Raw genomic sequence first — 13834 nt, forward strand, 5'->3', positions numbered from 1 at the left:
TATACAGGAATTATGAAATCATTAAAATATCTTTCTCTTTCTTTGGTCGCATGTGGAGTTGCATTGAGCTCCTGTGATGATTTTTTCGATACGAAACCGTACGATCAACTCTCTCCTTCTACTTTCTGGCAGACGGAGGATGACGTTTATAGTGCAGCTACTGCATGTTATGATAAATGGAATGAGGCGAAAAACGGCTCTACAGATATTCTCTATGCTGATTGCCTTTCTGATATTGGATTTAATTATAGTAATACAAGTTATCTGAAAGTGACGGGTAACGGAGCAATGACGCAGGCTGCGACTGTGACTTACTATAATTATGAAACGATCCGTCGGTGTAATACTTTTCTGGAAAATGCAGAGAGTGTGGCTTTTGCAGATGAGGCAGAAAAGAAAGACCTGTTTGCCCAGGTTCGTACGATCCGGGCATACCGTTATTTTCATATGAACTTTTGGTATGGAGGTGTTCCATTGATTACCGACCTGCCTCAAACATCTGCAGAAGCACAGGTTGAACGTGCTTCTGAAGAGACTGTGAAAAAGTTTATTTATGACGAACTGGATGCTGCTATATCCGACCTGAAAGATAAACCGTCACAGCGTGGACGTATTGCCAAAGGAACGGCTTTGGCAATCAAAATGCGTGCAGCCTTGTATTGGGGCGATCTTGACCTGGCTATGAGTGCTGCCCGTTCGATCCAGAATCTGAACCAATATGAACTGGATCCTAATTTTCAGGAAATGTTTAGTATTAAAGGGCAAGGATCGAAGGAGATCATTTATGCCATGCAGCATGTTAGCAATACCTATGCATTTTCCAATATGATCCGTATGTTTAATAATCAGGACGGAGGTTGGGCTTCAATGGTTCCTACCCAGAATCTGGTTGATATGTATGAAATGAAATCCGGGTTACGTCCGGAAGAAGAAGGCTCCGGTTATGATCCTGTGCATCCTTTTGCAAACAGAGATCCCCGTTTAGCTCTGACGATTCTGTATCCGGGTATGGATTGGGTTGGTTCCGACGGAAAACAGCGGGTTATTAATACCTTGGATAAAAGTATTGACGGCGGTTCGAATGCCGACTATATGGATGCCGCTGATAATTCATCAAGAACCGGTATGATCTGGGCCAAATATACAGTTCCGCTGTCTCAGTATTCGGCATCATTAGGAAATGAAAATACGTGTCCGATTCTTTTCCGTTATGCGGAAGTCTTGCTGACAATTGCGGAAATTAACGTAGAAAAGAATGAGAATACAACAGAAGTTTATGATATACTCGACCAGCTTAGAGCACGCTGTGGCCATGTTGCTGTTGACAGGGCGAAATATAATACGCAGGAAAAACTCCGTGAACTGGTTCGTCGCGAACGTTGTATTGAAATGGCAGGAGAGGGTTTGCGCAGAGCTGACTTATTACGTTGGAAAGACCAGAATGGAAAAATGCTGGCAGAAACGCTTATGAACGGCACATTGTATCGTATGATAGGTACTGTAAATGTAAATGAACCTGACCGTGACTTACGAGCAACTATTTCTGCTCCGACAGCAGAAAATGAGTCGTTGCGTAAGATTGAAGACCGGGTGTTCCGTCCATACAACCGTTATTTGCCATTTCCACAGGCCGAATTGGATAAGAACCCGAATTTAAAACAGAATGAAGGATATGAATAATAAGTATATGAAAAGGCTATTTTTAAGTTTGATCTGTATCTGTATCTCTGTGCTTGGTTTTGCACAAGATCGTATTACAATAAAGCATGGTCCGTATCTTCAAAATTTGAAGGAAACGGAAGTAACGGTTGTATGGATGGCAGGCAAGCCGTCTGTCGGATGGGTAGAACTGGCGCCGGATGACAATAGTGATTATTATCAACAGGAACGGCCGAAATATTTTGACTCGACTAATGGAGTAAAAAATACATCGTTATTACATGCTGTGAAAATAACCGGTTTGACCCCCGGTACAAAATACCGTTATCGGGTGTATTCGCAGGAAGTGCTGGATCACCAGGGGGTGGAAGTGATGTATGGTAAGGTTGCTGCGACTGATGTTTATGGAGCCGAACCATTAATCTTTACAACCAATGACCGGAATAAACCGGAGACATCCTTTGTTATGATCAATGATATTCACGGTCGTACGGATGATATTCCTCAATTATTGAAGGTGGCTGATTATAAGAATACGGATATGGTGATTTTCAATGGGGATATGTTGAGTCAGTTGAAAAATGAAGAAGAATTGTTTACTGGTTTCATGGATGTATCGATCGATATGTTTGCCAAGGAAACGCCTATGTATTATGCCCGTGGAAATCATGAAACCCGCGGTATTTTCGCAACTTTCTTCCAGCATTATTTCTCACCGAAGGAGCCGCATTTGTATTTCCTGCTTCGCCAGGGTCCGATCTGTTATATTTTCCTGGATACAGGTGAAGATAAACCGGATTCGGATATTGAATACAGTGGCATAACTGATTATGATAATTACCGGACGGAACAGGCTAAATGGTTGGCAGAAGCTGTAAAATCAAAAGATTTTACAGAGGCAAAATACAGAGTGGTTATTGCACATATGCCTCCGTTGCCTGACAAAAGGTTATGGCATGGACAAAAAGAGGTCCTGGAAAAATTTGTCCCTGTTCTGAATAATGCAAATGTCGATGTCATGCTGAGTGGCCATTTACATCATTATTTTAATAATAAGCCGACATCTTCTGTGAAGTTTCCTGTAATAGACAATGCCCACAAAACAGTAGTAAAAGGTGTTACGAAAGATAATAAGCTGGAATTAAAAGTAATGGATCTGGAAGGAAAGATGGTTGATCAGATAACATTAATCGCAAAATAAACAGATTACCCATTGTTATCTCTATACAAAAAATTAAAAAAGGAGATTATCCCGATGAAGCCGGAGATAAATCTCCTTTTTGTCTCTAATGAAATCAAGAAACATTGTGTGGAAATCCACTTTCGGCAGTTTTGTCTGTATAAAAACAGGCAGTTGAGCCTACATGCTTTTGGGGAAAGGATGCTGACTTCTTTATTAGGAAATTGTCAGCCGTAAGGAACAGATCTTTCACTACATACATGGTTTTCATCTCCATAGTTCAAGTCTATTTCACCCTCTCGACTCATCTGCTTTAGCTTCTTACGCTGCGATGATGTTGGAACAGGGGGATCATTTATTCAATGAAACTCCGTATATAATATCTCTTCGGCATGTTCAACCTGCGATACATGCCCTGTTTTGCTTTGGGGATCCAACAAGGTCCAATGATTGACCACATAAAGTGACACATTTTCTCCGATCAGTTTCTTCAGGCGATCTTCGGTCAGACCTTTTTCTAAACCCCTGTTGATGTATAAATGCCTATCTACGTCTTCCAGACGTAAATAAATGTCTTTCGTTTTAGGGTCGCTCTTGATTTTTGCCAGTTTTCCTTGTAGTAATGAACATTCATCCTTTTGAGGGTTACTAATAGGTCTAAAAGTTAATGCACATAAAATAAGAAACAGGCCTGACAGAGAGAATAATAAAATCATGGTTTTCTTTTTCATACGGTGAGCTTTTAAAGTGTTACTATGATTAATAACGGGTTACAATGTCTTTTCGTATGTTTTTATCTTTATCTTTGCCATAATAACTAATAAACTTATATGGAACGCTTTGCCGCAATAGATTTTGAGACCGCCAATGGGAAACGCAGTAGTGTATGCAGTGTCGGGATTGTCATTATAGAAGATAATCATGTGATCGATCAGGTATATAGCCTGATCCGCCCGTATCCTAACTATTATACCCAGTGGACAACGGCAGTTCACGGACTGACACCGGAAGATACGAATGAGGCACCTGACTTTGAAGAAGCCTGGGCGAAAATTGCACCGAAGGTTGCCGATTTGCCACTGGTTGCCCATAACAGCCCATTTGATGAAGGATGCTTGAAAGCTGCACATATGGCCTACGAACTGGCCTATCCCAAATATCAGTTCTATTGTACCTGCCGGCTGTCACGAAAAATGTATCCTTTTCTAGTGAACCATCAGCTACATACTGTGGCTGCCTATTGCGGATATGACCTGAGGAATCACCATCATGCAATGGCGGATGCTTATGCCTGTGCACATATCGCTATTACAATGATGCGGGAAAAAGGTGTAAATACGTTGCAGGAATTATTATAAAGGTTTTTCAGATACACCTAGGTCTAATTCGATTTAGAGGTAGGTGTAAATGAATTTAGAGGTACGTCTAAATCAAAATAGACGTACCTCTTTTTTATTTTTCATTGGGAAGACTTTCAATGAATAATGTGATGTCTCCTGAAAAACTATTCGGTTATGTTGGGCGAAGTCTGTTGTTTTCCGGCAATCTTATCTACTACAATCGCAATGGCACCGTCTCCGGTTACATTGCAGGCTGTTCCGAAACTATCCATTGCAATGTAAAGTGCGATCATCAGCGCCTGCAATGTCTCATTGAAACCGAGCATACTTTGCAGCAATCCCAATGCCGCCATGATCGCTCCTCCCGGAACTCCCGGTGCGGCTACCATTGTTATACCCAGCATCATGATGAATCCTGCCATTCCGGCGAGTGTGACCGGTTCTCCGGCCATGTACATGATCGCCATGGCGCAGGCCGTGATCTTCATCGTACTTCCGGAAAGATGGATGGTCGCGCAGAGAGGCACTACAAAAATTGCGATTGTCTCGCGGACACCGTTCTTTACCGTCTGGGCAAGTGTCACGGGAATAGTGGCGGCTGACGATTGGGTCCCTAATGCGGTGGCATAAGCCGGCAGCATATTCTTTAACAGCCGGAACGGATTCCTGCCGCTGATGCTTCCGGCTACCGTAAACTGGATGAGCAAGAGCAATACATGGAGCACGAATATCACAATGATGACTTTCAGGAACATTGTTATGATACTCATTACCTGGCCGCTGACTGTCATATTCAGGAAAATACCGAAAATATGCAGGGGAAGCAACGGGATGATTACCGCTTCGATCAATATGGTTATAATTTTCTGGAAGTCATTAAATGCCTCCCGCAGTGTATTACCGCTGATATAGGATAGTCCCAAACCGATTGTGAATGATAGGAGCAGGGCCGTCATTACATCCATCAGAGGCGGCATGGCTACCGTAAAGTAGGGCGTTAGCATGAAATCTTCCGGATTATCCATGGCTGTCAACTCCGCATTGGCCGGCAGGATATGGGGGAAGATCGCCGAGCTGCTGAAAAAGGTAAAGAAGCCTGAAAATATAGTCGAGCCGTAAGCTATCAAAGCCGTAATGGCCAGTAGTTTTCCGGCACCTTTCCCTAAATCGCCGATGGCGGGCGTTACCAGCCCCAGGATGATAAGGGGGATGGAGAACGACAGGAAGTTGCCGAACAACGAATTGAAGGTCACAAAGATACGTGCGATACCATTCGGTAGAAACTGGCCGAATAATACACCGGCAGCAATGGCAATGACTACTTTAGTCAGTAGCGATACTTTCAGCTTTTTCATTTATCCGTTTGATTTTAAACCCGATGGCAGCAACTGTGATGCTCATTAACGGGCTGATTAGATTAAAGAAACAATAAGGTAAATATGTGAATGTGGCGACACCCAGGATGGTTGCCTGTGTCATACCACAAGTATTCCAGGGGATAAGAACAGAGGTGACAGTCACCGAATCTTCCGTCGTGCGGCTTAACAAACGGCTCTCATATCCTTTTTTCTGGTAAATATCCTTGAACATGTTACCGGTCAGGATGATGGAGATATATTGGTCGGCAGTGCAGATATTAAGAAACAGGCCGGAGGCAACCGTTGAAGCAACCAGTCCGACAGTCCGTTTCATAAAACGGATAAATACGGAAGTAATGCTTCCCAACATTCCGCTGGCCGTCATGGCACCACCAAAACACATGGCACAGATAATCAGCCAGATCGTATTCATCATACCGCTCATACCCCGTGTGGAAACCAGGTCATTCAAATCCGGATTCCCCGTCTGGACCTGGGTACTGCCGTAGAAAGTCATGATCAACCCTTTGAACTGCGATTGCATATCCTGAACCGGCAGACCGGATATTTCCTGTAACAAGTGGGGTTGGAAAAATAAGGCGAATATGCCGGCCAATGTTGCAGAAATGAACAGGGTGATGATGGACGGAATACGTTTGGCGATCAGAATCCCTGTTATGACGGGTACGATCAGCAGCCATAAAGAAATATGGAAAGTTTCTCTCAGCGAGGCAGAATACATGGCAATCTGGTCGGTCGCAGTCGCTTCATGTGCGAAACCGGCTACGGTAAAGATTGTCAGTGTAATGATCATGGACGGCACTGTCGTGATCATCATATATTTGATATGCTTGAACAAAGGGGTATCCGTTACCGAAGAGGCGAGGACCGTTGTATCCGAGAGCGGAGATATCTTGTCCCCGAAATAGGCGCCGGAGATAATCGCCCCTGCAATCCATCCGTCTTCAAATCCCTGTGCCTGCCCGATTCCCAGCAGGGCGATCCCGATGGTTGCGATTGTTGTCCAGGAACTGCCGGTCATAACGGATACGATCGCACAAATGATACAGGTTGATGCCAGAAAGAAACTGGGATGAATAATCTGCATCCCGTAGTAGATCAGTGTCGGGACGACTCCGCTAATCATCCAGCTGCCGGATAAAGCACCGATGATCAACAGAATGATCAGCGCGGTAGCCACACCGGAGATATTATTGACCATCGCCAGTTCGATCGCTTTCCAGCGAACTTTGCTGTATCCCATGGCAATCAGGCAGCAAACAGCTGTTGCCGTAAGCAACACCACCTGACTTCCTCCACTAAGCGCATCACTGCCAAAAGTATGAATTGTAACAAACAGGAGGGCTACCAAAACGAGTATGGGAACCAGTGAAAGTAAGGGGGAGGGTATCCTTTTGGGAGTATGATCCATTATTATATATATGCTTATGAATTATTTGCCTGCAAAAATACGGAAAATAATGTATATATTGATATCCTGGATTTCATTATCCCAATGACAGATCATCCAAATAAATAAAATTGACAAAATCCCGAATGCAGTTAAGCATTTTTTCGTTTAAAACGAGCTTTATCCCCGTTTAAAACGAATTAAATCTTGTTTTAAACGGATCTTGCCTTCGTTTTAAACGAGTTTTTGCGGGATATTCGTTTTTCTTATAAAAAAAGTAGTGCTTCATATACCCTCCTTTCTTTTTTCTGCGCCTTTATTAAATGAGTGAGGAACTCATATACTTTTAATTGGAATAAATGGATCAAATAGACAATTACATACAATCATTCCTGAATGGTACTTTAGATGCTGAAGGTCATGCCGCTTTACGGCAATGGATCAAAGAAGCTCCGGAGAACAGGACTTATTTCCATGATACGGTTGCTGTCTGGAAAGCAGGCGGTATTGTATCTAATGCGGATGATTTTAATGTAGAAAAAGCTATCAGCAAATTTAAAAAGGAAAATAAATCATCTAATCAGATAAACTTCTATAAGTATGCATTCAGAGTTTCTGCTGTGGCGATTGTCTTTTTGCTCTGCGGTATTTCTTCTTTATTCTTTTTATGGCAATCGGAGAAAACGACAGTGGAAGCGCTTGAGGAATATAAAGAATATGTAGTAGAGGTTCCTGCTGGTGCAAAATCTAAAGTTACATTTCCGGATGGCTCTGTTGTCTGGTTAAATGCCGGAAGTAAAGTTAAATATGATTCGAATTTTGCGAAGGAATCAAGAAATGTGGCATTATCGGGGGAAGGATATTTTGAAGTAAGCAAGAATGAAGAATTACCTTTTGTGGTGAATACCGGCAATTTATCAGTTAAAGTACTCGGTACAAAGTTCAATCTGAAATCCTATGAAGAAGACTCTGAGGTGAAAGTAACCCTCAAGGAAGGAGCGGTAAGGGTCGGAGATTTTCTGGCCGATGCCGCCCCGGTCGTGCTGAAACCGAACCAACGGTTTACATTAAGGAAAGCAGACCTGGCAATGCAAGTCGATTCGGTGGATGCCAGCCATATAGAGAACTGGCGGAATGGAGCGATGATATTTGACAAAGTGTCATTGGAAGAAATAGCTAAAGAACTGCAACGCCTATATGATATACCTGTCCGGATAGAGAAAGAATCTTTGAAGAGGATAGTTTACTATTCGGATTTTCAAGAGAACGTAACCGTCGAAAAAGTTTTGGAAATATTATCCTCCGGAAATAAATTCAGATATGAGGTAAAGCCGGAACTTATTAGAATTTATAATTAACATTAAGTCTAATCTTTAAAATGAATGTGAATGAAGTAAAAGCAAATCTAACAAAGGGGTAATAACCGTAGATACCCCCATTTCTTAAGTAATTAAAAAGTTAAATCTTAAACAAGTGAAGTATGAAAAAAACATTTAGAAAATCTATTCAGGACTTACTGTCTGCAAGGGCAGGACGTTTGGCAAACTTGGCTGGTGTATTTCTTGTTGCCGGAACGCTTTCGCTTAGTGCGAGTACGTATGCAACTGAACATATGCTTTCTTTAAATCTTAAAAATGCAACGATCCGTGAGGCTATTGAATCCATCAAGAGCCAAAGTGAGTTTTCATTCAGTCTGGATGTGAAAGACTTGAATTTGGATGAGAAAGTTTCTGTATCCCTGGATAATAAGACAATTAATGAAGTATTGGCGGTATTGTTTAGCGGACGTAATGTCCGATACGAAATCAATGACCGCCATGTTGTGATTACCCGTGCCGGACAGGTAGGGGCGAGTGCTGTGATGCAGCAGGCTAAACAAATTACAGGCCGTGTGCTGGATGCTAATAATGAACCGGTTATCGGCGCGAATGTGGTAGTTGAAGGAACGACAATCGGTACGGTGACGGATGTGGATGGTAATTTCTCATTGGATGTGCCTGCTGGAGCGACATTAAAGATTTCTTATATCGGTTATATCGAACAGAGTATCCCTGTGGGGAATAAGTCTGTTATATCTGTTATCCTGAAAGAAGATTCACAGGCATTGGATGAGGTGGTTGTAGTCGGTTTCGGTACACAGAAGAAATTAAATTTGACTGGTGCGGTAACGGCTGTGACCGGTGAAGAAATGACAAAACGTCCGGTTACGAATGCGGCAACCATGTTACAAGGACAAGTTCCGGGTTTGCGTGTTAACCAGGGGTTGGGTGCACCGGGTGCTGAAGCAACCACTTTCCGTGTGCGTGGCCAGGGTACTTTTTCGGATGCCGGTTCCGATCCGCTGGTATTGGTAAATGGTGTTCCGGGCAGTATTTCTAACCTGGACCCGAGTATGATTGAGAGTGTTTCGGTATTGAAGGATGCTGCTTCAGCCGCTATCTATGGTGCGCGTGCTGCCAATGGCGTGATCCTTGTCACAACGAAACAAGGGGCAGAAGGGGATGGTAAAGCGCATATTGCTTATCATGGCAATGTGGCTATTTATAATCCGACCCGTATGTACGATCTGGTGACTAATTCTGCCGAATATATGGAATTGTTTAACCTGGCCAAAAAGAACTCCGGTGCCGGGGAACGTTATACGCAGGAACAAATTGATGCTTACCGGAATGGTGGCGGCAGCGAACAATATCCTAATTTTGATTGGTTGGATTATATGTTTAATCCGGCTGTCGTCCAAAATCATAATTTGTCGATTGCAGGTAATGCGGGAAAAACTACGTATAATGTGGCTTTGAATTTCGTAGACCAACCAGGTACGTTGAAAGGTTTCGATTATCAAAAGTATAATGCAACGGTCGATTTGACTTCACAAATTACGGATTTTATCAAGATTGGAACATATACCAATTTGATGTATGGTGATCGTGATGAACCTCGTCAGGGACAAAGTGACGTGTTGTTGTCAACCATGTCACAGGCCCCGACTTACATGCCGTGGTTGCCGGATGATGGTTCAGGTGTGACTCGTTGGACAGGTTCTGCTTATTCGCACGAATCTCACAATAAAAACATGCCGGCCATTATCGGTACAGGTACGAACAAGAATTATCAGGATTTCGATGTGAATGCCCAATTGTGGTTAGATATCAATTTGGCTAAAGGGTTGACTTGGTACACGAAAGGTGCTGTTCGCTTACAATCTAACAAATGGAAGGAATGGGGAGGATCTGATGTCCCTGTTTATGATTATCATACAGGTGAACAAACCGGTTATCTGGATAGAGGAGCAAACGGTTTGACGGTAGAAGACCAGCGTCGTTTTTATACGAATTTGTATACCTATTTGAAGTATGATTTTACAACTCCGAACCAGTATCATAACTTCAATATCATGGCAGGTTATAGCCAGGAATCTGAAAAGTATGAAACGGTACGGGCATTCCGGAAAGAGTATGCTTTCGATTTACCGGTAATCAATGCTGGTTCTAATGCAAATTGGTCGAATTCGGGTACGTTGGAAGAATGGGCTATTCAGTCTGTGTTTGCGCGTTTGAATTATAATTTTAGAGAACGTTATTTGTTTGAAGCAAATATGCGTTATGACGGTACGTCTCGTATTTCTTCAGAAAATCGTTGGGGTATCTTCCCGTCATTCTCTGCAGGTTGGCGTATTACCGAAGAAGATTTTATAAAAGATCTGAATTTGAATTGGTTGAATAATGCTAAGATTCGTGCTTCTTGGGGACAATTGGGTAACCAAAACATTGGTTTGTATCCTTATCAGGCTATGATTGCTGGAGTCTCTAACTATCCGTTTGATAAGAAAACAGAAACAGTGGGTTATCAGCAGACAGCGTATGCAAACCGTGATATTAAATGGGAAACTACAACAATTACCGATTTGGGTGTGGATTTGCAGGTGTTTAATGGTTTGAATGTGACGTTTGACTGGTACAAGAAGAAGACAACAGACATTTTGCGTTCTTCACAAGTATCTGATATTTTAGGCTTGAGTGCTCCGACTGTCAATAATGGAGAAGTTGAAAACAAGGGTTTTGAAATTGCTTTCAATTATAACAACATGATTACGGATGGTGTCTTCAAAGGTTTGCAATACAATGCCGGTATTTATTTTGACCGTTCAAGAAACAAATTGACTAAATTTGGTGCAGAAGAAATCAGCGGTTATAATTTGAGAAGAGAAGGCCTTCCTTACAATGAGTATTATATGCTGGAATGTATTGGTATTTTTGCAACGGAAGATGAAGTGAAAAATTCACCGAAACAGTTTAATGATAATACGTTGCCAGGTGACTTGAAATATAAGGACCAGAATAATGATGGTGTGATTGACAACGATGACCGTGTGCCTATTTCCGGACGTTTCCCCGGATTTGAATATTCTGTAAATGCTGGTGCCAGCTGGAAAGGTTTTGACTTGTCTTTGCAGGGACAAGGTGTTTCGGGTAAGAAATGGTATACAAATGAGTGGGGTATTTATCCATTCCGCCAAGGTTCTGCTCCGACACGTGAATATGTAGAAGGCATGTGGACGGAAGAAAATCCGTATAATGCTAAGCATCCGCGTCTGTATTTTGATAATTTGGGCGGTAATAAGAATACCAGACCAAACACTTATATGCTACAGAATGCTTCTTATTTTCGTTTGAAGAATTTGACGTTCGGTTATACTTTGCCTAAATCAGTTACGGATAAAGTAAAGATGTCGAGAGTCCGGGTTTATTTCTCGGGGGATAACTTATTGACATTTACAAAATTCTATGGTTTGGATCCGGAACGTGAAGGAGATGGACGTGCTGCTGTTTATCCTCAGAATAGGATTTGTTCATTTGGTTTGAATGTTGAATTTTAAAAGTAGAATGCAATGAAAAAAATAGTAAATATTATATTGGTTTTGGCTTTGTTGGTGGGTTCTACGACTTCTTGTAGTGATTTTTTACAGAAAGATCCTCCTTCTTCACCTTCTCAGTCTATTTTTTGGCAGAAAAAGAGTGATTTCCAATCTGCATTGGCTGGTAGTTTTTCTATGGTATATGAATGGCCGGGAGTCATGTCGCAGATCGTGGCTTGTTTTGATAACCTGACTGACAACTCCATTTGCCAGCATGATGAGGATACATACGGAAAGACTAAGACGATTGCTTTAGGTGATTTGGACCCGAATACTTCGGGGTATGTGACTTACATGTATAAGCATTGTTACCAAGGTATAGCTCGTGTTCATTTGTTGATGGAGAATTTGGATGCTTATCAAGGAACTGATATGTCTGCTGACGAGAGATCTTTTATGCTTGCGCAAGCGAAAGCATTGAGAGGCTATTTTTATTCTTGGTTGTACCAGTGTTATCGGGAAGTGCCTTTGGTTACAGAGTCTTTGACAATGGATAATATGTATCAGGCGAAAGCTTCACGTGCTGATATTTATGCCCAGATAATGAAAGATTTCGATGATGCTATTGCTGCTTTGCCGGACAAACCTTATTCTGACGCTCAAATGTCCGGATATTTCTCTCCGGGTGCTTTGAAAGCATTTAAGGCTCGTTTGATGTTGGCCGAAGCCTATGATGATAAAGGAAATGCAGATCCTTCTAAAATGGGGGAAATTGTGTCTTTGCTGGAATCAATCAAGGGGTATAATTTGGCAGATAGAATGCGTGATAACTTTATATCTTCCATGCAACTGGCTTCTCCTGAGATTATGTTCTCCGTTCGTTACTTGGCTCCTAATACAACTCATAGTATGGACTTGTATTATGCAGCATGGACTACTTGCGGTGTGACTCGTGATTTGGTAGATGCATTCGAGTGTACAGATGGTCAGAAATGGGGTGAATCTCCGTTGACTGTCCCGGTCAATGAATCTTTACTGGCTACTGGAGAATTGGGAGATGCCAATAAAGCAGAAAGGGCTAAATTGTTCCAGAATCGCGATCGCCGTTTGTATGAAACGGTTTGCCATAGTGGCGAAGCTGATTTCTCGATGGACGGACAAGAAGGAGGTTCGGTGACAATTACCAATCAGATGCAAACCGGATTTGGTATGATGAAGTTGATTCAGCCGACAAAAGAAATGCCGAGTTATTCGACTATATCTGATGCGGATGTTATCATTTTACGTTATGCCGAAGTTTTGATGATGATTGCTGAAGCAGAAAACGAAGTAAACGGACCGACACAGAAAGTGTATGATGCGGTTAACCGGATTCGCGTTCGTTCCGGTCAACCGGAGTTGCCTGCTGGTCTAACAAAAGATCAGATGCGTGAACGTATTCGTAACGAATGGCGTGTAGAATTTGTATTTGAAGGTCATCGCTATTTTCAGCTGAAACGATGGAAGTTAATGGATGAACTTGTGAATGGTGCGTCAGACCCTGCTTTGCCAACTTATATAAAGGTCTTTAAGCCGGCATTCTATTATTTCCCATTACCACAAAGTGAAATTGATAAAGCCGGTGGCGTTTTGGTTCAGGATCCGAATTATAAATAAACCAATTCGTTAACAGTGATGGACAATACCGGATGAATAAATTTATTCCATAAATTGGGTATTGCTATTGAAAATTAACCGCTTTGCGTATGCATTATAGTGACTAAAAAAAACGGTCGTTTATTCTAGTCATTTTTTATGTTGACCAGACAAAATCAATTCGGACATCTAAAAGTACTAAAAATCTGTGAGATACCATCTATTTGGCAGCATAAAAATCAAAAGATTTTCTTGAAAAATAATGACTAAAAAAAACGACCGTTTTTTCTAGTCACACATGATTTTTACTAAAATTTTATGTGGTATGTATTGTGTTGATTTTTAAAGTGATACTGGGGTTTATAGCAATGTCTTTATTGTGTTATGATGGATACT

9 protein-coding genes are annotated in these 13834 nt (G+C 41.9%); 6 read left to right on the forward strand and 3 right to left on the reverse strand.

Annotated elements, in window-relative coordinates; translation table 11 throughout:
- Positions 1-12: 12 nt before the first annotated feature.
- Together NBH14_RS24685 and NBH14_RS24690 are read left to right on the forward strand one after the other, a co-directional pair.
- On the forward strand, positions 13-1680 hold the full coding sequence (locus NBH14_RS24685; protein WP_186958512.1) for a RagB/SusD family nutrient uptake outer membrane protein: 1668 nt from the start codon (positions 13-15) through the stop codon (positions 1678-1680).
- A gap of 7 nt (positions 1681-1687) precedes the next feature.
- Positions 1688-2860 carry a purple acid phosphatase family protein gene (locus NBH14_RS24690; protein ID WP_186958511.1) on the forward strand — a complete coding sequence of 391 codons (1173 nt, stop codon included), beginning with the start codon at positions 1688-1690 and terminating at the stop codon, positions 2858-2860.
- A 338-nt stretch (positions 2861-3198) separates the two neighbouring features.
- Here the strand turns inward: NBH14_RS24690 and NBH14_RS24695 are convergent, their stop codons facing one another.
- A complete protein-coding gene (locus NBH14_RS24695) occupies positions 3199-3570 on the reverse strand; it encodes a hypothetical protein (protein WP_186958510.1) in 372 nt (123 codons plus the stop codon).
- Between the two features lie 99 nt (positions 3571-3669).
- Between NBH14_RS24695 and NBH14_RS24700 the strand changes: the two genes are divergently transcribed.
- Positions 3670-4197 (forward strand): 3'-5' exonuclease, encoded by a 528-nt coding sequence (locus tag NBH14_RS24700; protein ID WP_186958509.1) that lies wholly within the window; start codon positions 3670-3672, stop codon positions 4195-4197.
- A gap of 146 nt (positions 4198-4343) precedes the next feature.
- On the opposite strand, the gene NBH14_RS24705 is transcribed toward NBH14_RS24700, so the two are convergent.
- Entirely contained in the window at positions 4344-5534 is a 1191-nt protein-coding gene (locus NBH14_RS24705) for a dicarboxylate/amino acid:cation symporter (RefSeq protein ID WP_186958508.1), read from the reverse strand.
- Positions 5503-6969 carry a Na+/H+ antiporter NhaC gene (nhaC, locus tag NBH14_RS24710; protein WP_186958507.1) on the reverse strand — a complete coding sequence of 489 codons (1467 nt, stop codon included), beginning with the start codon at positions 6967-6969 and terminating at the stop codon, positions 5503-5505. Before nhaC ends, NBH14_RS24705 begins: the two co-directional genes overlap by 32 nt.
- A 338-nt stretch (positions 6970-7307) precedes the next feature.
- On the opposite strand from nhaC, the gene NBH14_RS24715 reads away from it, so the two are divergent.
- From NBH14_RS24715 to NBH14_RS24725, 3 genes are all read left to right on the forward strand, one after another.
- A complete protein-coding gene (locus NBH14_RS24715; protein ID WP_186958506.1) occupies positions 7308-8306 on the forward strand; it encodes a FecR family protein in 999 nt (332 codons plus the stop codon).
- Between the two features lie 122 nt (positions 8307-8428).
- The gene (locus NBH14_RS24720) at positions 8429-11824 is read left to right on the forward strand and encodes a TonB-dependent receptor (protein WP_186958505.1); all 3396 of its coding nucleotides are present in this window, start codon (positions 8429-8431) and stop codon (positions 11822-11824) included.
- Positions 11825-11836: 12 nt separating this feature from the next.
- Complete coding sequence (locus tag NBH14_RS24725) at positions 11837-13459, forward strand: RagB/SusD family nutrient uptake outer membrane protein (protein ID WP_186958504.1); 1623 nt, start codon at positions 11837-11839, stop codon at positions 13457-13459.
- Positions 13460-13834: the final 375 nt, after the last annotated feature.

The organism is Parabacteroides caecihominis, from assembly GCF_023656785.1.
Taxonomy (GTDB): Bacteria; Bacteroidota; Bacteroidia; order Bacteroidales; family Tannerellaceae; genus Parabacteroides; species Parabacteroides segnis.

Coding starts and splice junctions, on each gene's coding strand:
- NBH14_RS24685 (WP_186958512.1), top strand. CDS start 13: ATGAAATCATTAAAATATCTTTCTCTTTCTTTGGTCGCATGTGGAGTT.
- NBH14_RS24725 (WP_186958504.1), top strand. CDS start 11,837: ATGAAAAAAATAGTAAATATTATATTGGTTTTGGCTTTGTTGGTGGGT.
- NBH14_RS24695 (WP_186958510.1), bottom strand. CDS start 3,570: ATGAAAAAGAAAACCATGATTTTATTATTCTCTCTGTCAGGCCTGTTT.
- NBH14_RS24720 (WP_186958505.1), top strand. CDS start 8,429: ATGAAAAAAACATTTAGAAAATCTATTCAGGACTTACTGTCTGCAAGG.
- NBH14_RS24690 (WP_186958511.1), top strand. CDS start 1,688: ATGAAAAGGCTATTTTTAAGTTTGATCTGTATCTGTATCTCTGTGCTT.
- NBH14_RS24700 (WP_186958509.1), top strand. CDS start 3,670: ATGGAACGCTTTGCCGCAATAGATTTTGAGACCGCCAATGGGAAACGC.
- NBH14_RS24705 (WP_186958508.1), bottom strand. CDS start 5,534: ATGAAAAAGCTGAAAGTATCGCTACTGACTAAAGTAGTCATTGCCATT.
- NBH14_RS24715 (WP_186958506.1), top strand. CDS start 7,308: ATGGATCAAATAGACAATTACATACAATCATTCCTGAATGGTACTTTA.
- nhaC (WP_186958507.1), bottom strand. CDS start 6,969: ATGGATCATACTCCCAAAAGGATACCCTCCCCCTTACTTTCACTGGTT.